23 protein-coding genes and 1 pseudogene are annotated in these 20,306 nt (G+C 75.6%); 10 read left to right on the top strand and 14 right to left on the bottom strand.

Features of this window, described 5'->3' with window-relative positions:
* Nucleotides 1-88: 88 nt before the first annotated feature.
* Complete coding sequence (gene aroA, locus ACI8AD_RS15195) at nucleotides 89-1,393, bottom strand: 3-phosphoshikimate 1-carboxyvinyltransferase (RefSeq protein ID WP_456871359.1); 1,305 nt, start codon at nucleotides 1,391-1,393, stop codon at nucleotides 89-91.
* Nucleotides 1,394-1,433: 40 nt separating this feature from the next.
* A complete protein-coding gene (locus ACI8AD_RS15190; RefSeq protein ID WP_456871358.1) occupies nucleotides 1,434-2,897 on the bottom strand; it encodes an NAD-dependent succinate-semialdehyde dehydrogenase in 1,464 nt (487 codons plus the stop codon).
* Between the two features lie 145 nt (nucleotides 2,898-3,042).
* Between ACI8AD_RS15190 and ACI8AD_RS15185 the strand changes: the two genes are divergently transcribed.
* Both ACI8AD_RS15185 and ACI8AD_RS15180 read left to right on the top strand, forming a co-directional pair.
* Complete coding sequence (locus ACI8AD_RS15185) at nucleotides 3,043-3,789, top strand: SOS response-associated peptidase (protein WP_456871357.1); 747 nt, start codon at nucleotides 3,043-3,045, stop codon at nucleotides 3,787-3,789.
* Between the two features lie 116 nt (nucleotides 3,790-3,905).
* Complete coding sequence (locus tag ACI8AD_RS15180) at nucleotides 3,906-5,375, top strand: fused MFS/spermidine synthase (RefSeq protein WP_456871356.1); 1,470 nt, start codon at nucleotides 3,906-3,908, stop codon at nucleotides 5,373-5,375.
* Here the strand turns inward: ACI8AD_RS15180 and ybaK are convergent.
* Entirely contained in the window at nucleotides 5,354-5,902 is a 549-nt protein-coding gene (ybaK, locus tag ACI8AD_RS15175; RefSeq protein ID WP_456871355.1) for a Cys-tRNA(Pro) deacylase, read from the bottom strand. The two genes, ACI8AD_RS15180 and ybaK, sit on opposite strands and share 22 nt — an antisense overlap.
* Before the next feature lie 220 nt (nucleotides 5,903-6,122).
* On the opposite strand from ybaK, the gene ACI8AD_RS15170 reads away from it, so the two are divergent.
* A complete protein-coding gene (locus ACI8AD_RS15170; protein ID WP_456871354.1) occupies nucleotides 6,123-6,839 on the top strand; it encodes a sigma-70 family RNA polymerase sigma factor in 717 nt (238 codons plus the stop codon).
* On the top strand, nucleotides 6,836-7,165 hold the full coding sequence (rsrA, locus tag ACI8AD_RS15165) for a mycothiol system anti-sigma-R factor (protein ID WP_456871353.1): 330 nt from the start codon (nucleotides 6,836-6,838) through the stop codon (nucleotides 7,163-7,165). The genes ACI8AD_RS15170 and rsrA overlap by 4 nt, the downstream gene beginning before the upstream one ends.
* A gap of 115 nt (nucleotides 7,166-7,280) precedes the next feature.
* Here rsrA and ACI8AD_RS15160 read toward each other — a convergent pair whose 3' ends face one another.
* A complete protein-coding gene (locus tag ACI8AD_RS15160) occupies nucleotides 7,281-7,355 on the bottom strand; it encodes a 50S ribosomal protein bL37 (RefSeq protein ID WP_014377707.1) in 75 nt (24 codons plus the stop codon).
* A gap of 183 nt (nucleotides 7,356-7,538) precedes the next feature.
* On the opposite strand from ACI8AD_RS15160, the gene ACI8AD_RS15155 reads away from it, so the two are divergent.
* Both ACI8AD_RS15155 and ACI8AD_RS15150 read left to right on the top strand, forming a co-directional pair.
* The gene (locus ACI8AD_RS15155; protein WP_089402352.1) at nucleotides 7,539-8,588 is read left to right on the top strand and encodes a biotin carboxylase N-terminal domain-containing protein; all 1,050 of its coding nucleotides are present in this window, start codon (nucleotides 7,539-7,541) and stop codon (nucleotides 8,586-8,588) included.
* Between the two features lie 70 nt (nucleotides 8,589-8,658).
* A complete protein-coding gene (locus ACI8AD_RS15150) occupies nucleotides 8,659-8,883 on the top strand; it encodes a biotin/lipoyl-binding carrier protein (protein WP_456871352.1) in 225 nt (74 codons plus the stop codon).
* A gap of 15 nt (nucleotides 8,884-8,898) precedes the next feature.
* On the opposite strand, the gene ACI8AD_RS15145 is transcribed toward ACI8AD_RS15150, so the two are convergent.
* A complete protein-coding gene (locus ACI8AD_RS15145) occupies nucleotides 8,899-9,693 on the bottom strand; it encodes an esterase/lipase family protein (RefSeq protein ID WP_456871351.1) in 795 nt (264 codons plus the stop codon).
* A gap of 164 nt (nucleotides 9,694-9,857) precedes the next feature.
* Between ACI8AD_RS15145 and ACI8AD_RS15140 the strand changes: the two genes are divergently transcribed.
* The gene (locus ACI8AD_RS15140) at nucleotides 9,858-11,381 is read left to right on the top strand and encodes a WS/DGAT/MGAT family O-acyltransferase (RefSeq protein ID WP_456871350.1); all 1,524 of its coding nucleotides are present in this window, start codon (nucleotides 9,858-9,860) and stop codon (nucleotides 11,379-11,381) included.
* 50 nt (nucleotides 11,382-11,431) lie between these two features.
* On the opposite strand, the pseudogene ACI8AD_RS15135 reads toward ACI8AD_RS15140, so the two are convergent.
* Nucleotides 11,432-11,869 (bottom strand): annotated as a pseudogene (locus ACI8AD_RS15135) (GNAT family N-acetyltransferase); the annotation flags it as partial.
* Nucleotides 11,870-11,913: 44 nt separating this feature from the next.
* On the opposite strand from ACI8AD_RS15135, the gene ACI8AD_RS15130 reads away from it, so the two are divergent.
* Nucleotides 11,914-13,413, top strand: a complete 1,500-nt coding sequence (locus tag ACI8AD_RS15130) for a sensor histidine kinase (RefSeq protein WP_456871349.1) — start codon at nucleotides 11,914-11,916, stop codon at nucleotides 13,411-13,413.
* 129 nt (nucleotides 13,414-13,542) lie between these two features.
* Here ACI8AD_RS15130 and ACI8AD_RS15125 read toward each other — a convergent pair whose 3' ends face one another.
* Complete coding sequence (locus ACI8AD_RS15125; protein ID WP_456871348.1) at nucleotides 13,543-13,869, bottom strand: WhiB family transcriptional regulator; 327 nt, start codon at nucleotides 13,867-13,869, stop codon at nucleotides 13,543-13,545.
* Between the two features lie 387 nt (nucleotides 13,870-14,256).
* The gene (locus ACI8AD_RS15120) at nucleotides 14,257-15,279 is read right to left on the bottom strand and encodes a diacylglycerol/lipid kinase family protein (protein WP_456871347.1); all 1,023 of its coding nucleotides are present in this window, start codon (nucleotides 15,277-15,279) and stop codon (nucleotides 14,257-14,259) included.
* An 82-nt stretch (nucleotides 15,280-15,361) separates the two neighbouring features.
* On the opposite strand from ACI8AD_RS15120, the gene ACI8AD_RS15115 reads away from it, so the two are divergent.
* Nucleotides 15,362-15,835: a hypothetical protein gene (locus ACI8AD_RS15115; RefSeq protein WP_456871346.1), complete on the top strand. Its 474-nt coding sequence runs from the start codon at nucleotides 15,362-15,364 to the stop codon at nucleotides 15,833-15,835.
* A gap of 87 nt (nucleotides 15,836-15,922) precedes the next feature.
* Here the strand turns inward: ACI8AD_RS15115 and ACI8AD_RS15110 are convergent, their stop codons facing one another.
* The 6 genes from ACI8AD_RS15110 to sodN all read right to left on the bottom strand — a co-directional run bounded on the left by ACI8AD_RS15110 (nucleotide 15,923) and on the right by sodN (nucleotide 19,770).
* Complete coding sequence (locus ACI8AD_RS15110) at nucleotides 15,923-16,705, bottom strand: HAD-IIA family hydrolase (protein ID WP_456871345.1); 783 nt, start codon at nucleotides 16,703-16,705, stop codon at nucleotides 15,923-15,925.
* A 14-nt stretch (nucleotides 16,706-16,719) separates the two neighbouring features.
* The gene (locus ACI8AD_RS15105) at nucleotides 16,720-17,223 is read right to left on the bottom strand and encodes an N-acetyltransferase family protein (protein ID WP_456871344.1); all 504 of its coding nucleotides are present in this window, start codon (nucleotides 17,221-17,223) and stop codon (nucleotides 16,720-16,722) included.
* On the bottom strand, nucleotides 17,220-18,047 hold the full coding sequence (gene pssA, locus ACI8AD_RS15100; RefSeq protein ID WP_456871343.1) for a CDP-diacylglycerol--serine O-phosphatidyltransferase: 828 nt from the start codon (nucleotides 18,045-18,047) through the stop codon (nucleotides 17,220-17,222). The genes ACI8AD_RS15105 and pssA overlap by 4 nt, the downstream gene beginning before the upstream one ends.
* Before the next feature lie 9 nt (nucleotides 18,048-18,056).
* A complete protein-coding gene (locus ACI8AD_RS15095; RefSeq protein ID WP_089402362.1) occupies nucleotides 18,057-18,746 on the bottom strand; it encodes a phosphatidylserine decarboxylase in 690 nt (229 codons plus the stop codon).
* Between the two features lie 78 nt (nucleotides 18,747-18,824).
* The gene (locus tag ACI8AD_RS15090; protein ID WP_456871342.1) at nucleotides 18,825-19,238 is read right to left on the bottom strand and encodes a VOC family protein; all 414 of its coding nucleotides are present in this window, start codon (nucleotides 19,236-19,238) and stop codon (nucleotides 18,825-18,827) included.
* A gap of 127 nt (nucleotides 19,239-19,365) precedes the next feature.
* Complete coding sequence (gene sodN / locus ACI8AD_RS15085; protein ID WP_456871341.1) at nucleotides 19,366-19,770, bottom strand: superoxide dismutase, Ni; 405 nt, start codon at nucleotides 19,768-19,770, stop codon at nucleotides 19,366-19,368.
* A gap of 50 nt (nucleotides 19,771-19,820) precedes the next feature.
* Between sodN and ACI8AD_RS15080 the strand changes: the two genes are divergently transcribed.
* Nucleotides 19,821-20,183 carry a S26 family signal peptidase gene (locus ACI8AD_RS15080; protein ID WP_456871340.1) on the top strand — a complete coding sequence of 121 codons (363 nt, stop codon included), beginning with the start codon at nucleotides 19,821-19,823 and terminating at the stop codon, nucleotides 20,181-20,183.
* The last annotated feature ends 123 nt before the right edge of the window (nucleotides 20,184-20,306 follow it).

The raw sequence follows: 20,306 nt of genomic DNA, 5'->3' as shown, positions 1-20,306 counted from the left end.
GGGCGGGTGCGCGTGCGGGGCCGGGAGCCGCGCCGGTTGGGCCGGACCCGGACGTCGTCCTCGTCCGACCGGCTGTCGTGCCGGCGGCTCAGGAGCCCGCTCCCGCCGTCGCGCCGGGCACCCCGGACAGGCCGGTGCCGAGCATCCGGTCCCAGCGCTCGCGGAAGTCCGGCAGCGTCTTGGTCACCGCCTCCGGCCCGGAGACCGCCACCCCCTCGACGGCGAGGCCGAGGACGGCGGCGGCGTGCACCATGCGGTGGTCGGCGTAGGAGTCCACCAGCGCCGGGCGCCGCGCACCCGGCTCGACCACCAGCCCGTCGGGGAGCTGCTCGACCCGCGCGCCGACCGCGGTGAGCACCTCGTCGAGGGCCTGCAGCCGGTCGGTCTCGTGACCGCGCAGGTGCCCGATCCCGGTCAGCCGGGAGGTCCCGTCGGCCAGCGCGCACAGCGCGGCGAGCACCGGCGTCAGCTCGCCGACGTCCCCGAGGTCGGCCACCAGCGGTGCGACGCGGCCGGTGCCGGTCACGCGCAGCCCCTCGGGGGTGCGCTCGACCTCGGCGCCCATCGCGCCCAGCAGCCGGTCGAGCTGCGCCCCGGGCTGGGTCGTCACCGCCGGCCAGTCGGGCACGGTCACCCGCCCGCCGGTGACCAGGGCGGCGGCGAGGAAGGGCGCGGCGTTGGACAGGTCGGGCTCGACCACCCGGTCCCGCGGCGCGATCGGCCCGGGCAGGACGCGCCAGCCGCGCCCGGTGGCCGCCACGTCCACGCCGTGCTCGCCGAGCGCGGTCACGGTCATCTCCACGTGCGGCATCGACGGCACCCCGCCGGCCAGCGCGAGGTCGACCCCGTCGTCGAAGCGGGCGGCGGCGAGCAGCAGCCCGGAGACGATCTGGGAGGACTCGCTCGCGTCGACGGTCACCGCCCCGCCGCGCACCGCCCCGGTGCCGTGCACGGTGAACGGCGCCCGGCCGCGGCCGCCGTCGTCGACCCGCACGCCGAGGTCGCGCAGCGCGGCGAGCAGTCCGGCGTTGGGCCGCTCGCGCAGCCGCGGGTCGCCGTCGAGCCGGACCGGGCCGGTGGCCAGCGCCGCCACCGGCGGCAGGAAGCGCAGCACGGTGCCGGCCAGGCCGGCGTCGACCTCCGCCGGGCCGCGCAGTGCGGCCGGGGCGACCAGCCAGTCGTCCCCGTCCTCGTCGATGCGCACGCCGAGCGCACGCAGCCCGGCGGCCATGAGGTCGGTGTCGCGGGCCCGCAGCGGCCGCACCACCCGGCTCGGCCCGTCGGCCAGCGCGGCCAGCACCAGCGCCCGCGCGGTGAGGGACTTCGAGCCCGGCAGCGGGACGACGGCGTCGACGGGTGCGCCGTGGTGCGGCGTCGTCCAGACCGAGCTCACGGGGCACCATCCTGCCCGGTCCGGACGACGCCGCCCACGCTCAGCCGCCGACGGGCTGCTGCGGCTTCTTCACCGGAACGGTGCGCACCAGCCGCCGGTTGGCGAACTCGAACACGGCCAGCTCGGAGAGCTCGCGGCCGTAGCCCGACCGCTTGATCCCGCCGAAGGGCAGCTCGGGGGAGGAGCCGGTGGGCTGGTTGATCCACACCATGCCGGCCTCCAGTCGCTCGGCCACCGCCCGGGCGCGGTCGAGGTCGCTGCTCATGACGGTGGCGCCCAGGCCGAAGTCGCTGTCGTTGGCCAGCGCGACCGCCTCGTCGGCGTCCTTGACCTTGTAGACGACGGCCGCGGGGCCGAACAGCTCCTCGCGGTAGGCGCGCATCTCCGGGGTGACGTCGGTCAGGATCGTCGCCTCGACGAAGGCGCCGTCGTGCTCGGGCCGCTTGCCGCCGGCGACGACGGTGGCGCCCTTGTCGATCGCGTCCTGGATCTGCGCGTGCAGGTCCTGCGCGGCCCGCTCGCTCGACAGCGGGGCCAGCGACGTCGACGGGTCGGCCGGGTCGCCGGGGGAGAAGGTCGAGAAGGCCTGCTTGAGGCCCTCGACGAAGGGCTCGTAGAGCTCCTCGGTGACGATAAGCCGCTTGGAGGCGGTGCAGGCCTGGCCGGTGTTCTGCATCCGGCCCATGGTGGCGGCCTTGACGGTGGCGGCCATGTCGTCGGCGTCGAGCACGATGAAGGGGTCGCTGCCGCCGAGCTCGAGCACCGACTTCTTCAGGTACTTGCCCGCCAGGGCGCCGACGGCGCTGCCGGCCCGCTCGCTGCCGGTCAGCGTGACGCCCTGGATGCGGGGGTCGGCGATGACCTGCTCGACGTCGTCGATGCGCAGGAAGGTGTTGGTGAACACGCCCTCGGGAGCGCCGGCGTCGGTGAACAGCTGCTCGATGGCCACCGCGCACTGCGGGGTGATCTCGGCGTGCTTGAGGATGACGGTGTTGCCCAGCACCAGGTTCGGGCCGGCCACGCGGACCACCTGGTAGAAGGGGTAGTTCCACGGCTCGATGGCCAGCAGGACGCCGATCGGGCGGGTCTCGACCACCGCCTCGCCCTTGCCCATCAGCGGCGTGATCGGCTGGGGCTCGAGGAAGCCGGGGCCGTTGTCGGCGTAGTACTTGAGGATCATCGAGCACAGGTAGAGCTCGCCGGTGGCCTCCTCGCGCCGCTTGCCCATCTCGGTGGTGATGAGCCGCGCGAGGTCGTCCCGGCGCTCGTCCATGAGCTCGGCGGCCCGCCGGACGACGGCGGCGCGCTCCTCGATCGGGCGCTCCCGCCACTGCAGGTAGGCGGCGTGCGCCCGCTCGACGATGCCGTCGATCGCCTTGGTCGGTGTGAAGTCGAACTCCTCCTCCACCTGGCCGGTGAAGGGGTTGACCGTCGCGTAGCGGCGCTCGGCGGAGTCGCTGGCGGTCTTCGGCTGCTCGTGCGGTGGGTTCTGGGTCGCGGTCACGGCGTGATCCTCGTCTCTCGTCGTACGGGGCTCCACCCCGGCCTACCCGCCGCCGCCCGGGGCACTCGCACCGTCGGCACCCCCACCTAGAGTCGGCGGCGACGGGCCCGCCGTCCGGGCCCGACAGCAGCCGGGAGGACCAGCCGTGTGTGGTCGCTACGCCGCCAGCCGCCGTCCCGAGGACCTCGTGGTCGAGTTCGAGGCGGTCCCCGCCGAGGGCCAGGAGCCGCTCCGGGCCGACTTCAACGTCGCGCCGACCAAGGACGTCTACGTCGTGCGGCACAAGCGCGAGCGGGACGCCGAGGGCAGCCCGACCGGTGCCGGGCACCGGGAGCTGCGCGCCGTCCGGTGGGGCCTGGTGCCCTCCTGGGCCAAGGACGTCTCGGTGGGCAACCGGCTGCTCAACGCCCGGGTCGAGTCGCTGACCGAGAAGCTGGCCTTCCGCTCCGCGGCCCGCTCCCGGCGCTGCCTGGTGCCGGCCGACGGCTGGTACGAGTGGCAGAAGCGGCTCGACGCGCCGGCCAAGCAGCCGTTCTTCATCACCCCGGCCGACGGGTCGGTGCTGGCCATGGCCGGCCTCTACGAGGTGTGGGGCACGGGCGAGGACCGCCTCTACACCTGCACGGTCGTCACCGCGCCGGCCGTCGGTGCGCTCACCGAGATCCACGACCGGATGCCGCTGGTGCTGCCGCGCGAGCGCTGGGCCGACTGGCTCGACCCGGCCCGCGACGACGTCGAGGCGCTGGCCGAGCCGACCCCGCCGGAGGTGGTCGAGGCGCTGGAGCTGCGCCCGGTCGGCACCGCCGTGAACAACGTCCGCAACAACGGCGCCGAGCTGCTGACCCGGGTGGAGGGCACCAGCGCCCCCGCCGACCAGCCGGCGCTCTTCTGAGGAGTCCTGTCCTGAGCGAGCGCGCGCCCGCGACCCGGCCGGCCGAGCTGCCCCCCGACCCGCCCGTCCCCGCCGGCCCGCCCGGTGCCGCGCTGCCCGGCTGGGTGGCGGCCGGGGTGACCTTCCTGTCCTCCGGCGCGGTGCTCGTGCTCGAGATCGTGGGGCTGCGGCTGATCGCGCCCTACGTCGGCATCACCCTGCAGACCAACACCGCGATCATCGGGTTCGCGCTGGCCGCCATCGCCGTCGGCGCCTGGGCCGGCGGCGCCACCGCCGACCGCCGCGACCCCCGGCAGCTCATCGCGCCGCTGCTGGTCGCCGGCGGGGCGCTGGTGGTCGCGGTCCTGCCGCTGGTGCGCTTCACCGGGTCGCTGTTCACCGGGGCCGACGCCGGCAGCGTGCTGCTGCTGGCCGCCGTGGCGGTCGTGGTGCCGGCCGCGCTGCTGTCGGCGGTGCCGCCGATGGTCGTCAAGCTGCAGCTGGCCAGCCTGGCCGAGACCGGGTCGGTGGTCGGCAAGCTGTCGGGCATCGGCACGCTCGGCGGGATCGCGGCCACGTTCGGCACGGGCTTCCTGCTCATCGCGGTGTTCCCGAGCAGCGGCATCCTCGTGGGCACCGGGGTGGTCACCGTCGCCGCCGGCGTCGCCGTGTGGGTGCTGCTGCGCCGCCGGACGCCCGGCGGCGCGGGACGGCTGCCGACGGCGCTGCTGCTGCTCGCCGTCGCCGGGTCGCTGCTGGCGGCGGTGGCGCCCACCCCGTGCGAGGCGGAGACCTCCTACCACTGCGCCCGCGTCGTGGCCGACCCCGAGCGGGAGACCGGCCGGGTGCTGCTGCTGGACACCCTGCGGCACAGCTACGTCGACCTCGCCGACCCCACGCACCTGGAGTTCGAGTACGTGCGCGCGATCGCCGCGGTCACCGACGTCGTCGCCCCGCCCGGGGAACCGCTGTCGGCGCTGCACCTGGGCGGCGGCGGGCTCACCGTGCCGCGCTACCTCGCCGAGGTGCGGCCCGGCACCACCAGCCGGGTGCTGGAGGTCGACCCGGGCGTCGTCGCGATCGACCGGGAGCAGCTGGGCCTGGAGACGTCGGAGGACCTGCAGGTGCGGGTCGGTGACGCCCGGGTCGGGCTGACCGCCGAGCCGGCGGGGGAGCGCGACCTCGTCGTCGGCGACGCCTTCGGCGGGCTGTCGGTGCCCTGGCAGCTGACCACCGTGGAGGCGCTGGAGCTGGTCGACCGGGCGCTCACCGACGACGGCGTCTACGTCGCCAACCTCATCGACCACCCGCCGCTGGGGTTCGTCCGCGCGGAGCTGGCCACGATGCGGCGGGTGTGGCCGCACGTGCTGCTGCTGGCGCGGGCGCCGGTGCTGGCGGGGGAGGACGGCGGCAACCTCGTCGCCGTCGCCGCGCACCGGCCGCTGGACGAGGCCGCCCTCGCCGGCGCGCTGCGCGCCCAGGACTCGCAGTGGCGGGTCGCCTCCGGCGCCGAGGTGGCCGCCTTCGCCGGGGACGCGCGGGTGCTCACCGACGACGCCGCGCCGGTCGACCAGCTGCTGACGCCCTACGGCACTCCTGGCTCGTAGTCGGCCCCTCGCAGGGGCCCGCCGCGAGCTTGCGAGTGGTGGGGGGCGAGGGGTCCTTTCGCGATCGGGGCGGTGCGGGCGCGGGTGAGCCGCACCAGGTCGGCCGGCGCCAGCTCCACCTGCAGCCCGCGCCGGCCGGCGCTGACCAGCACCGTCGGGAATCCCAGCGCCGAGTCGTCGACGACGGTGGGGAGCGCCTTGCGCTGCCCGAGCGGGCTGATCCCGCCGACGACGTAGCCGGTGGTCCGCTCGGCGTCGGCCGGGTCGGCCATGACCGCCCTGCGCCCGCCGGCGGCGGTGGCCAGCGCCTTGAGGTCGAGGGTCCCGCTCACCGGGACGACGGCGACGGTCAGCGTGCCGTCGACACGGGTGACCAGCGTCTTGAACACCTGTCGCGGGTCGGCGCCGAGCGCGGCCGCCGCGGCCTCGCCGTGGCCCTGCCCGTCCGGGTGTGCCGGGTCGTAGGGGCGCAGGGTGTGCTCCACCCGGGCCTTCTCCAGGGCCCGCACCGCGGGGGTCGCCGCCACGGCCGGGGAGCCTAGCGACCGCCGTTCCGGGGCGCCGCCGACTTCGGGAGGGAGGGGAATGACGTCGCCGGGAGGCGCCGTTGCAGGGATCGTGACCAGCACCGTCTCCAGCGCCCGCACGCGGGCTCCGCGCCGGCGGCCCCCGGGCCGGCCCGACGCCGCGCGACTAGGATCGACCGACGTGGTGGCCCGCCTCCGGGTGCCGCAGAGAGGACGGTCGGTGCCTGAGGAGACCCCGGGCGGGGACCCCGCCGTCGAGTCGGTCGAGACCCCGCGCGAGCAGGTGGTCGGGGCGCCGGTGGAGGTGCCCGAGGCCCGTGAGGGCGGCAGCCGCACCGAGGTCGCCGAGACCCGTGCCGAGCGCGACGCCCGCTTCGAGCGCGACGCGCTGCCCTTCCTCGACCAGCTCTACCCGGCGGCGCTGCGGATGACCCGCAACCCCGCCGATGCCGAGGACCTGGTCCAGGAGACGTTCGTCAAGGCCTACTCCGCGTTCCACCAGTTCGCCGAGGGCACCAACCTCAAGGCCTGGCTGTACCGGATCCTGACCAACACCTACATCAACAGCTACCGCAAGAAGCAGCGGCAGCCGCAGCAGTACCCCACCGACCAGGTGCAGGACTGGCAGCTCTACGCGGCGGAGGAGCACAGCTCCAGCGGGCTGCGCTCGGCGGAGATCGAGGCGCTGGACCACCTGCCGGACTCCGACATCAAGGAGGCCCTGCAGCAGCTGCCCGAGGACTTCCGCCTGGCGGTCTACCTCGCCGACGTCGAGGGCTTCGCCTACAAGGAGATCGCCGAGATCATGGGCACGCCCATCGGCACGGTGATGTCCCGGCTGCACCGCGGCCGACGGGGCCTGCAGCGGCTGCTGGCCGACTACGCCCGCGAGCGCGGCTTCGTCCGCGCCGGCGCCGGTGAGGAGGGGCGGTCGTGAGCGCGGAGCAGGAGCACGAGCACGCGGACTCGTGCGACGACGTCCTGTCGCACGTCTTCGAGTTCCTCGACCACGAGACCGACGACGCCCGACGCGCCGTCATCGCCGAGCACCTCGAGGACTGCTCGTCGTGCCTGCGGCAGTTCGGCATCGAGCAGGAGTTCAAGGCGCTGGTCCGCCGCCGCTGCGGCGGTGACAAGCCGCCGCTGGGCCTGCGCGACCGGATCAAGCTGCAGCTGACCACCGTCTCCTTCGAGGAGGACGGCACGCACGTCAGCGTCGAGCAGGTGCGCACCGAGGTCGTCCGCACCGACTGGGCCGAGTAGACGAAGGACCCTCCTGCCCCCCCACCGCTCGCAGGCTCGCGGCGGGCCCCTGCAGGAGGGCCACACACGACGGCGCCCCGCCCCGGATCACCGGGAGCGGGGCGCCGTCGTCATTTCAGGCGTTGGGGCGCTTGCCGTGGTTGGCCTTGTTCCCCTTGCGGGAGCGACGCTTGCGTCCGCGCTTGGACACCGCTGCCCTCCTTCCCTCGTCGTCGGGTGCCGGGCGCCGGGTGTCGCCCGATGGTCTGCCCCCAGGGTCCCACAGGCGGGGGAGAGCCCCCCGGCCGGTGCGGCGGGTGTCGCAGGCGGCAGGCACGATGGGGCAGGCCGGGACGACGGTGACCCGGCGCGGTGGACGGGGAGGGCCGTGGGCGTGGCGCAGCACGGGATCGAGAGCGTGCTCGTGGCGGGACGCGGGCCGGCGGCGTGCGCGGTCATCACGGCCTGCTCCCGGCTCGGCGTCAAGGCCGTCGCCGTCTACTCCGACGCCGAGCGGTCGGCGCGGCACGTCCGCCTGGCCGACGACGCCGTGCTCCTCGGGCCCGCCCCGGCGGCCGAGTCCTACCTCGCCGTCGACCGGATCGTCGAGGCCGCCCGCCGCAGCGGCGCCGGCGCCGTCCTGCCGGTGCCCCCGGCGCTGGCGGGCAACGCGGCGCTGGCCGCCGAGGTGGCCGCCGCCGGCCTGACCTGGGTCGGGCCGCCGGCCGAGGTGCTCGAGCGGCTCGGTGGCGACGGCGTGGAGCCGGCCAGCGAGCACGGCCTGCTGGCGCTGGTCACCGACGAGGGCCTGCGCTACCCCACGACCGTCTCCCGCGACCGGGCCGCCGGCATCGCCCGCGTGTCCTGGACGCCGGAGCCCCCCGGCGAGATGCCGGTCGGCGCCAAGCGGCTGGCCGAGGTCGGCTGGCGCGGGCTGGTCACCGTCGGGGTCGACGCCGACGGCGAGCTCGGCGAGGTCGCGGCCGGCTTCTCCCTCGACATGGCGGTGCTCGAGCGGGCGCACCGCGTCGACGCCGTCGACCTCGCGCTCGCCGCGGCCGCCGGCGAGCGCGCACCGCGCCGCCGCACCGTCGAGGAGCACCCGCCGCGGGCCGCCGTCGCGGTGCAGCTGCGCTCCACGCTGCCGCCCGGGCAGGCCGGCCGGGTCTCCGGCCGGCTCCCCAGCGCCGGGCGGCTGCGCGGCACCGCCGGCCAGACGGAGGTGGTCGCGGTCAGCGGCTACGACCCCGGGGACCGGCTCGACCCCTGGTACGACGCACTCCTGGCCACCGTCAGCGCCGGCGCGGCCGACACCGCCACCGCCGCCCGGGCCGCTGGCGCCGCGCTCACCGACCTGCCCGAGACCGGCGTGCCGCACGACGGTCCGGAGGTGTGCGCGGTGCTGCAGCGGCTGGCCGACGGCGACCCCGAGCCCGGCGCGTAGCGGCAGGACCCTCCGGTTCCGGGAGGACCGGCCTGCTTGGATGGGTCATCCGGCTCGAGAGGGGTGCTGCGTGGCGGTCGAGGAGATCCACGCCGAGATGGTGTCCAGCGTGTGGAAGGTCCTCGTGACCCCCGGGGCCGAGGTCGGTGCGGGCGACACCCTGGTGATCCTCGAGTCGATGAAGATGGAGATCCCCGTCCTCACCGAGCGCGCCGGGGTCGTGCAGGAGCTGCACGTCGTCGAGGGCGAGGTGCTGCAGGAGGGCGACCTCATCGCCACCGTCGCCGACGCCTGAGCGGCGCCGTCCCGCTCAGGACGCCCGCCGGGCCAGCGCCGCCAGCCGCTGCCCGAGGAGCTCGTAGACCTCCGGGTGGACGCTCATGCCGACGTGGCTGGAGTCGACGTGCACGTTCTCGGCGGCCGGGTCCAGGCAGGCGTGCCAGTCGACCACCCAGTCGGCGCGCGAGTAGACCGACACGTACGGGACGCCGGCGGGGAACGGCCGCGCCAGCTCCTCGGCCAGCTCGTCGGCGCAGCCGCCCTGCAGGCAGTCGTCGACGAACAGCCCGGGGACGCCCGCGCCGCCGAGGGCGGCCACCAGCCGGACCTGCGCCGCGACGAGCGGGTTGATCGCCATGTGGTCGACGTTCGGGCTGCCCAGCGTGACGATCCCGGTGACCCGGTCGGGCCGGCGCACCGCCAGCAGCTTGGCGAACAGCCCGCCGCGGCTCTGGCCGACGACCGCCGCCGGCCGCCCTGTCCGGTCGGTGAGGTCGACCAGGCGGCGCTCGAGGCGCTCCACCGCCCGCCGGGTGCAGTCGACGTTCACCCGGATCTGCGACGTGCACGTGCGGTAGCCCCGCCCGCGCAGCCAGCTCTCCATCAGCGACAGCGACGGGTCGCCGGCGAGGAAGCCCGGCACGAGCAGCACCGGCAGCCCGCCGCCGTCCGGGACGCCGCGGCCGCGCCACACCGGCGAGCGCAGCAGGGCGGCCGCCTCGCGCCACGGCCGCTGGGCGGCGAGCAGCGCGGCGAACGGGGAGGCACCCGTCCACGGGGGAGCCTCCCCAGGGGGCGTCCGGGTGGGGAGCGCGGCAGTGCGCATGTCGTGTCCTCGTCCTCATCGACGGCCGGCGACGGTGCGCGCCCCACCCCGCGGTGGGGCGTCCGACCGCCTGCAGCAGAGTGTGGGGGCTGACACACTTCCCCACACCACGGGGCCGGGTGTCCCGCGCGGGCCCCCGCCGCCGAGCCGAGGAGGACAGGGCGATGAAGCAGCTGTCAGGACTGGACGCGGCGTTCCTGCACCTGGAGACGTCCGCGCAGTTCGGCCACGTCTCGAGCGTGTCGATCTACTCCCGCCCCGACGATCCCGACTACCGGCCCTACGACGCCTGGCGGGCGCAGCTGCAGCAGCGGCTGCACCTGCTCGAACCGCTGCGCCGGCGCCTGGCGGAGGTCCCCCTCGGCCTGGACCACCCGTACTGGGTGGCCGACGCCTCCTTCGACCTGGACTTCCACGTGCGCCACACGGCCGTCCCGCCGCCGGGCACCGACGACCAGCTCGCCGCCCTTGTGGGGCGCCTGGTGTCCCGGCCGCTGGACCGGCGCAAGCCGCTGTGGCTGTCCTACGTCATCGAGGGCCTGCCCGACCGGCGCTTCGCCATCCTGACGATCGTCCACCACGCCACCATCGACGGAGCCTCCGGCGTCGAGCTGATGACCCTGATGCTCGACGACCGTCCCGAGGGCGGCACCGTGCCCCCCGAGGGGGAGTCCTGGACGCCCGAGCGGCCGCCGGGGGACCTGGAGATGCTCGCGCGCGGCGCGCTCGGCCTCGCCCGCAAGCCCGCGCGCGGGGTGCTGCTGGCCACCCGCACCGCCCGCGAGATCGGCCGGGCGACGCGCAACCCCGTGCTGGTGCGGGCGGCCAACGACGTCCGCCGGAGCCTGCGCGGGCCGGTCGGCACGGTGCTCAACCTCGGGCGGTCCCGCCCCGAGGAGCCCGACCAGCCCCCGCCGCTGCCCAGCGTCCGGCCGCCGCGCACGCCGTTCAACGGGCCGATCACCCCGCACCGCAAGCTCGCCATCGCCTCGACGTCGCTCGACGTGGTCCGGCAGGTCAAGTCCGCGCTGGGCGCCACGGTCAACGACGTCGTCATGGCCGCCTGCGCCGGTGGCCTGCGCACCTGGCTCGACCGGCGCGGGGCGCTGCCGGAGGACCCGCTCGTGGCGCTGGTGCCCGTCTCGGTGCGGACCGGGGAGGAGACCGACCGCTGGACCAACCGGGTGTCGATGCTCTCGGCCGTGCTGCCCACCGACGAGCCCGACCCCGTGCGGCGGGTCCGGCGCGTGCACGAGGCGATGGCCAGCAGCAAGGAGCTGTTCTCGGCGCTGCCGGCCGAGCGGCTCACCGACTTCGCGGAGTTCCCGCCGCCGGCGGTCTTCGCGCGGGCGATGCGGCTCAGCGCCCGGCTGCGTCTGGGCTCGCGGCTCACGCCGGGGAACCTGGTGATCTCCAACGTGCCCGGCCCGCGCACGCCGCTCTACGCCGCGGGCGCCCGCCTCGAGCACTACTTCCCGGTCTCGACGATCGTCGAGGGGCAGGGGCTCAACATCACGGTGCAGAGCTACCTCGACCGGCTCGACTGGGGGCTGGTCTCCTGCGCCGAGCTGCTGCCCGACGTCGACGTGCTGCTGCGCGACGTCCTCGCCGAGCTCGACGCGCTGGCCGCCGCGGCGGGCGTCGCGGTGCCCGGCAGCGGGTCGGCCGCCCAGAGCTCCAGCACGTAGGCCAGCAGGTCGATGCCCGGGCGTGGGCTCCAGTCGCGCCCGGGCAGCCGGGTGAACCCGAGCCGGGCGTAGAGGCGGTGCGCGGCGGTCATCCGCGGGTCGGTGGACAGCACCACCCGCCGCTTGCCCGCCGCGCGGGCCCGGTCCAGGCACACCCGCACCAGCGACTCGCCCACGCCCCGGCCGCGCACCCGCGGGTCGACGACGAGCATCCGGAACGCGGCCTCGTCGTCGCCGGCGGTGATCTCGCCGAAGTCGCCCTCGAGCACCAGCGCGACGGCGCCGACGACCCGCCCGCCGTCGCGGGCCACCAGCAGCTGCGAGCGGCCCGCCCGGTGCGCGACGTCGGCCAGCTGCCCGAGGTACTCCTCGGAGGCCAGCCGCTCGTCGCGGTAGACCGAGACGGTCAGCTCGGCGATGGCCGGCCAGTCGGCGGGGACGGCGTCCTCGACGGTCAGCGGGGTCAGGTCGGGGGAGGGGAGAGCCACGGGGCGCCAGCCTAGGGAGGGGGCGAGCCATACGCTCGGTCCTGATGAGCACCCTCTCCGAACGCCTGGGCCGCGGCTCGGCGACCGCGCCCTCGCAGGTCGACCACGCCCGGCGCCTCGTGGCCGACTGGCAGCTGCTGGCCGACCTCGCCTTCGCCGACCTGACGCTGTGGGTGCCGCTGCGCACCGGCGCGTGGTGGTGCGTCGCCCAGGTCCGCCCGCTCACCGCGCCCACCAGCCAGCCCGAGGACCTGGTCGGCAGCGAGGCCGACGGCGCCGACGCCGACCCGTTCCGGCTGGCCCACCGCGAGGGCCGGCCGGTGACCGAGGGCGACCCGGACTGGTCGGGCCGGGCCCCGCGGCGCCGGGAGATCATCCCGGTCCGGCACGACGGCGTCGTCGTCGCGGTGCTCGCCAAGGACACCAACCTGGCCGTCACCCGGTCGCCGTCGACGCTGGAGCTGACCTACCTCGACATCGCCGCCGACCTCTGCCTCATGGTCTCGGCCGGCACCTTCCCGCCGGAGAAGCTGCTCGACGCCGAGATGAGCCCGCGGGTGGGCGACGGGCTGGTGCGCCTGGACGCGGCCGGCCGCGCGGTCTACGCCAGCCCGAACGCGCTGTCGGCCTACCGCCGCCTCGGCGTCACCGGGGACCTGGCCGGTGCTGACCTGGCGAAGGTGACGCGGGCGGCGTCGTCGGACCGGGTGGCGGGGGAGGCGGTGGCGGCGGCCATCGCCGCCGCGGTGGCCGGGCGGTTCCCCGACCCCACCGACGTCGAGGGGCGCACCGCCACGCTGCTGGTGCGCGCCCTGCCGCTGCAGGCGCCCGGGGCCGAGGAGGGCGCGCTGGTGCTCGTCCGCGACGTCACTGACCTGCGCAGCCGCGACCGGGCGCTGCTGACCAAGGACGCCACGATCCGCGAGATCCACCACCGCGTGAAGAACAACCTGCAGACCGTCGCCGCCCTGTTGCGGCTGCAGGCCCGCCGCATGACCGAGCCGGCGGCGCGCGCGGCGCTGGAGGAGTCGGTGCGGCGGGTGGCCTCCATCGCCGTCGTCCACGAGACCCTGGCCGGCAGCCGGGAGGACGTCGTCGACGTCGACGACGTCTTCGACCAGGTGCTGCCCATGCTCGGCGACCTGACCTCCATCGGCCCGGCCGCGCGCACCCGCCGGGTCGGGCGGTTCGGGGAGCTGCCCGCGGCGACGGCGACGCCGCTGGTCATGGCGGTCACCGAGCTGCTGCAGAACGCCGCCGAGCACGCCTTCCCGCCCGACGGGCCGCCCGGCGCGATCGAGCTGGTCGCCGAGCGGGACGGCGAGGACCTCGTGGTGCGGGTCCGCGACGACGGCCGCGGGCTGCCCGAGGGCTTCGACCCGGCGTCCAGCGACGGGCTGGGGCTGCAGATCGTGCGGACGCTGGTCACCAGCGAGCTCGGCGGCGCGCTGCACGCCGCCACCCCCGCCGAGCCGCCGGGGCCGGGCCGGCCGGGCACCGAGGTCGTGCTGGAGCTCCCCGGCGCCGGCCGCCCCCGTCGCTAGGCGGAGTGGCCTGCGAGATCCTCCCGGGCAGGGAGCCGCGGTGTCGTCCGGTAGGACGACCGTGTGACAGCGGCGAGGCCGGTCACCCGGAGCGGGTGACCGGCCTCGCCGCCGGGTGGTGCGGTGCGCTCAGGCGCGGACGCGGGTGCGGGACTGGCGGCGCTTGAGAGCGCGCCGCTCGTCCTCGGACAACCCGCCCCACACGCCCGAGTCCTGGCCGGATCGCAGGGCCCAGTCGAGGCAGGACTCCATGACGGAGCAACGACGGCACACGGCCTTCGCCTGCTCGACTTGCACGAGGGCGGGGCCGGTCGTCCCGATGGGGAAGAACAGCTCGGGGTCCTCGTCCCGGCAGAGGGCGCGGTGGCGCCAGTCCATGTCGGTGCACTCCTCGGTGTCGACGACGTTCGGTGCTTGCAGATCGCTGACGTCGGGCCGCCTGCGTGGGCGCGACACCGGTTGCCCAGCGCCTCGTTCCAGCGACCGCCTGCCGCTTGTTACCGGCAGGTTGCGTTCCTCTCGCGATGTTTTCACCTGAGGACGGCGTGTCAAGCGCGCGGCGGTCGTGGTCTGACCCCGCGTGAGCAACCTCACCACGGGCGTGCTAGGGGCGCCACTCGGGACCGCGGAGGTCGTTGACACCGCGCCCCGGACGTGCGTGAGGGACGTCCGGCCGCCGACCGACGGTGTGCAGGTGTGCGCACATCCCCGCCCCACGGCTGCCCGTCAGCGCACACCGTCCGGCCGCGGACGGGTCTCGCGAGGACGGTGCGGCGCGCTCCTGCGACGCCCGGGTCCTCTCCGTGGGCGTCCCCGCGGGAACGCCCACGGACCGAGGTGCGCCTAGGAGACGACGGACAGCGCCGCGGGCACCGAGCGCACGCGCAGCCCGGTGGCGGTGCCGAGGTGGTCGCCGTCGAGCTGCCAGCCCTGCGGCCGGGAGGCGGTGAGGACGGCGTCGCCGAGGTCGTGCCGGCGGTGCACGCCGCGGCCGCGGGCGTCGGGACGGCGGGCGAGCACCTGCCGCGAGTGGTGCAGCATCCGCAGCACGCCCATCCGGCCCATCGCGAAGACGTCGAGACCGGTGTCGAAGGAGGCCTCGGGGCTGGGGTTGACCGGGCGCGAGCCCAGGTAGGTCCACGGGCTCACGTTGGACACCAGGCACAGGAAGAGGCCGTCGAGGTCCGGCTCGCCCGGCAGCGCCAGCGTCACGGCCGGGCGCCGGCGCTCGCGGCCCAGCACGAAGGCGCGGGTGGCCTCGCGGACGTAGAGCGCGCCGGTGGACCGGCGGCCGCGGGCGCGCACGGCCTCCACCCGCGCGATGACGTCGGCGTCGAAACCCATCCCGGCGGCGAAGACGAACCAGCGCGGCTCGCTCCACCCCGGGTGCACCTGCGCGCCGACCTCGGCCGCGGCCACCGCGGTTCCCGGGTCGACCCCGCGGACCGCGGCGGTGCTGGTCCCGGTGGCGCTGGCGGTGCCGAGGGAGACCCGCCGGGTCCGGCCCGACCGCAGCGAGTCGAGGATCTCGCCGGTCGCCTCGACCGGGTCGCGCGAGCGGCCCAGCGCGCGGGAGAAGACGTTGGTGGAGCCGCCCGGCACGACGGCCAGGGTGGGCACGTGCGCGCCCGGCCCGTCGGTGAGCAGGCCGTTGACGACCTCGTTGACCGTGCCGTCGCCACCGAGCGCGACGACGACGTCGACGCCGTCGGCCAGCGCCTGCTGCCCGAGCTCGCGGGCGTGGCCGCGGTGGGTGGTCTCGGCGAGGTCGACCTTCAGCTCGCTGGCCAGCGCGCCGACGAGCACGTCGCGCACCCGCCCGGTCGTCGTCGTCGCCGCGGGGTTGGCCACCACGAGCGCGCGCATGGCTGTGAGCTAACCAGCACGCGGGCCGCCCAACCGGTCCGGAGCGGGGCTGCCGTGGCGGCTGACGCGTAGCCTCGCTGGTGTGACGGAGGAGGACGCGACACGCCGCCCGACCAGGGCCGAGCGGCTCCTCGGCGGTGCCGCGCAGCCCTCGGCCCGCCCGCCGCGCCCACCCCGTCCCGAGGCGCCGCGGGCCGTCGTCCGGGCGGCGGTGGTGGCCGCCGTCGAGGCCGGGCTGCTGCTCGCCGGGGCGCTGGTCCTGCTGTGGCTGACGATCACCAGCGACCCCGACAGCGTCGGCCGGGCGCTGGCCGAGGTCGTCTACGTGGGCTTCTTCGGGGTGGCGCTGGCGGTGGCCGCGGCGGGGCTGCGGCGGCTGGCCGGCTGGTCGCGGGGGCCGGTGGTCGTGCTCCAGCTGCTGCTCGGCCTGTTCGGCTACAGCACCGCGTTCCCGGGCGGGCAGCCGCTGCTGGGCATCCCGCTCATCGTCCTGGCGGTGGCCGAGCTCTACCTGCTGGCCACCCCCGAGGCGCGGCTGGCGTTCCTCGACCGCTGAGGGGATCCGCTCCCTTCCGGCGGTGCTCGCGGCCCCGTCCCGGGGCCCGCCCCGAGCGTGCGAGGGGTGGGGAGGACGGGGTCCTCCTCACACGAGCTCGACGACGTCGGCGATCGAGTCGAGCACCCTGCTGGGCCGGAACGGGAAGCGGGCGACGTCGGCGGCCGTGGTGGAGCCGGTGAGCACCAGGATCGTCTCCAGGCCCGCCTCGATCCCGGCGACGACGTCGGTGTCCATGCGGTCGCCGATCATCACGGTGGACTCCGAGTGCGCCTCGATCCGGTTCATCGCGCTGCGGAACATCATCGGGTTCGGTTTGCCCACGAAGTAGGGCTTGGCGCCGGTGGCCTCGGTGATCAGCGCGGCGACCGAGCCGGTGGCCGGCAGCGGGCCCTCCGGCGAGGGGCCGGTGACGTCGGGGTTGGTGGCGATGAACCGCGACCCGGCCCCGATGAGGCGGATGGCCCGGGTGATGGCCTCGAAGGAGTAGGTGCGCGTCTCGCCGAGCACGACGAAGTCCGGGTCGGTGTCGGTGAGGGTGTAGCCGGCCTCGTACAGCGCCGTGGTGAGCCCGGCCTCGCCGATCACGTAGGCCGACCCGCCGGGCAGCTGGGAGGACAGGAAGTCGGCCGTGGCCAGGGCCGAGGTCCAGATCGACTCCTCGGGCACGTGCAGGCCCGAGCGCGCCAGCCGGGCGGCGAGGTCGCGCGGGGTGAAGATCGAGTTGTTGGTGAGGACGAGGAAGCGCCGTTCCGCGTCGACGAGCCGGGCGAGGAAGTCCGCGGCCCCGGGCAGGGCCTGTCCCTCGTGCACCAGGACGCCGTCCATGTCGGTCAGCCAGCACTCCGCCGGGCCACGCTCGGTTCCCACCCGCCCAGCCTGCCCTACGAGCCGGCGGCCGGTCGGTCGCGGCGGTCGGCGGCGAACGAGGTCAGCGCGTCGTCGGTCAGCCGGAACACCGTCCACCCGTCCATCGGGAGGGCGCCGGCGGCCCGGTAGAAGTCGATGGAGGGGGTGTTCCAGTCGAGCACCGACCACTCCAGCCGGCCGTAGCCGCGCTCGACGCAGGTGGCCGCCAGCGTCCGCAGCAGCTCCCGGCCCAGGCCGCTGCCGCGGTGCTGCGGCTGCACGTAGAGGTCCTCCAGGTAGACGCCGTGGGTGCCGCGCCAGGTGGAGAAGTTGAGGAACCACAGCGCCGTGCCGACGACGGCGCCGCCGGGACCGAGCGCCACGTGCCCGAACAGGGCGGGGGAGTCACCGAACAGCGCGCCGTGCAGCTGCTCCTCGGTGAGCCGGACCTCGTGCGCGGCGTGCTCGTACTCGGCCAGCTCGCGCACCAGGCCGACGACGGCCGGGACGTCGGCGGGCTCGATCGGCCGCACCGTCACGTGAGGACCTCCCGGACGCGGGCCGGGACCAGCCGGCCGAGGGGTGAGAGCAGCGGCACCAGGACCGGCGCCAGCAGGTAGCCGTAGGCCAGCACGCAGCCGGTGACGACGGGGACGGTGGCGAACCCGACGACCAGCGCCACCGCGGCGGCGACCAGCCCGTACGGGCGGCCGCTCTTCGGGCTGACCAGCGAGCGGAACGAGCGGAACCGGACGGTGCTGACCATGAGCAGCGCCGGGACGGCGACGATGAGCAGCACCCACAGCCGGTCGCGGCCCTGCATCTGGTCGCCGAAGGCGAACACCGAGGCCAGCACCACCCCGGCCGCGCCGGGGCTGGGCATGCCGGTGAAGTACCGCTTGTCCGCGGTCGGGTCCACGGTGGTGTTGAAGCGGGCCAGCCGGATGGCCGCGCACGCCACCCACAGGAAGCAGACCACCCAGCCCAGCGGGTCCCACTCGTCGCGGCCCTCGGAGAACAGGGTGAAGGCCAGCAGCGCGGGCGCCAGGCCGAAGGAGACCAGGTCGGCCAGCGAGTCGAACTGCAGGCCGAAGGAGCTCACCGCGCCGACCAGCCGGGCGACGGCGCCGTCGGCGATGTCGAAGAGCACCGACAGGCCGATGAGTACGGCGGCGAGGGTGTACTGCCCGCGGATCGACACCAGGATGGCGGCGAAGCCGCACATCATGTTGGCCAGCGTGAACAGGCTGGGCAGCGTCGCCATGGCGCGGCGGCGGCTGCCGCGGACCGAGCCGCGGACGAACTCCACGGTCGCCGTGCGCCGGGTGGCGGGCCGCCCCTCGCCCGAGGCCGAACTGGGCACCGGGGGCTCTCAGCCGGCGGCGGGCCAGCGGGCGATGACGGTGTCCCCGCCGCGCACGCGCTGGCCCTTCCGCACGGTGATCGTGCACTCCGCGGGCAGGAAGACGTCCATCCGCGAGCCGAACTTCATCAGGCCGAAGCGCTCGCCGGTGGCCAGCCGCCGGCCGACGCCGGTGCGGGTGACGATGCGGCGCGCGAGCACCCCGACCAGCTGCCGGAAGACGACGGTGCGCTCGCCTCCCGGGTGGTCCTCGCGCAGCCACAGCTCGCTGCGCTCGTTGCGGTGCGCGGACTCGGCGCGGTAGGCGGCCAGGAAGCTGCCCGGGCGGTAGGAGCTCTGCACGACCTCGCCGCGGTAGGGCGAGCGGTTGACGTGCACGTCGACGACGGACAGGAACACGCTGACCTGCTGCCAGCCGCCCGGCGGCGCGGGCTCGGGCGCGACACCCTCCTGCGGCTCGCCGGCGACCATCACCATGCCGTCGGCGGGGGACACGACGACGTCGGCCGGCGGCTCCTCGCGGTCGCAGGGCCGGTCGGGGTCGCGGAAGAACAGGACCATGTAGGCCGACAGCGCGAGGAACGGCCAGGCGGCCACGCGGGCCCAGCGGCGGCCCGTCCGCGCGCCGGCGAGGGCCAGGACGGCCGCCGGCCCGAGGGGTCCGGTGATGAAGGGCCACCCGGCCCGGTCGATGCGCATCGAGGGCTGACGGTACCGGGGGGCCGCGGCGGCCCGGCCGCCCCGCCGGGGCCCCCGGCGGGTCGGCGGGACCGTCCGTCACACGCCGGGCGTCGCCACGTTGACGAGCCAGCGGATGCCGAACCGGTCGGTCACCTGGCCGAAGGTGTCGCCCCACACCTGCTCGTCCAGCGGGACGTCGACCGCGCCGCCCTCGGCCAGCGCCTCGAACCAGCCGGTGAGCAGCCCGAGGTCGTCGCCGGACAGCGACAGCGACACCTTGTCCGGCCCGCCGGCGTCGGGGTCGTGGCCGTCGGAGGCCATGAGCTCCAGGCCCTGGTCGGTGCGCAGGAACGCGTGCATGACACCGTCGTCGGGGTACTCGCCGCCGCCCCCGCCCACGTCGCCGAAGGTCATGACCTCCAGGTGCCCGCCGAAGACGGAGCGGTAGGACTCCATCGCCTCGCGGGCGTTGCCGGAGAAGTGCAGGTAGGGGTTGAGCCGGACGGCCATCGCGGGTCTCCTCGGGGATCGGGGTGTCGGGAGCGGTGACCGGCCTCGCCACCGGGACTCATCGGTGCCCGGGGACGCCGACGGCCGGCGGGCGCAGCGCCCACCGGCCGTCGGGACGTGCTCGTGCTCAGGCGGCGGCCTTCGTCTCCCAGAAGATCCGGTCGATCTCGGCGATGTAGTCGAGCAGCTTCTGGCCCTCGGCGGGGTCCATGCTGCCCTTGCCGCCGGCCGCGCCGGCCTGCTTGGTGGCCTTGTTGAACAGCTCGTGCAGCTGCGGGTACTTCTCGAAGTGCGGGGGCTTGAAGTAATCGGTCCACAGCACCCACAGGTGGTGCTTGACGAGGTCCGAACGCTGCTCCTTGATCAGGACGCAGCGCTGGCGGAAGACCTCGTCCTCACTGCCCTGGTACTTCTCCTGGATGGCCTTCACCGACTCCGCCTCGATGCGGGCCTGGGCCGGGTCGTACACGCCGCACGGGAGGTCGCAGTGCGCGGTGGCCTCCACGGCGGAGAACACGCGGCTGAACAGCATGTCCTCTCCTCCGTCAGTCGATGGTCAGGTCGTCTGCGACCCTACTCGGGGTGATCGGTCCCCGCCCTGGACGGCGCCCGCCCGCGGCGCTGCCGTCGGCGTGGGTGCTCGCCCGCGTCACCGGACCGTCGATGTCGCCGACCGTGCGGCACGGCGACCGGCTGCTGGTGCGGCGGGTCCGCGACGGCCGGGTCGCGGTCGGCGACGTCGTCCTGGCCCGCTTCCCGTCCCGTCCCGGCCTGCTGGTGGTCAAGCGGGTGCACCGGCTGCTCGGCGACGGCGCGGTCGACGTCCGCGGTGACAACCCGCTGGTCACCGACGACAGCCGTGCCTACGGACCCGCGGTCGCCGTCGGCCGCGTCGTCGCCCGGCTGCGGCCGCGGCCCGGCCGGCTGGCCCCGCCGCCCGCCTAGGGAGTGTCTGGCGGATCTTGCCGCCGTGGGTGTAGAGCGGTCGGATGCAGGACCGGCATGACCTGACTGATGAGCAGTGGGCGGTGCTCGAGCCGCTGCTGCCCGATCGCACTCCGCGACGAG

This window comes from Geodermatophilus sp. SYSU D00766, from assembly GCF_054049915.1.
Note: the sequence above shows the minus strand (reverse complement) of the source record. Positions and strands in the feature narration are given on the sequence as shown.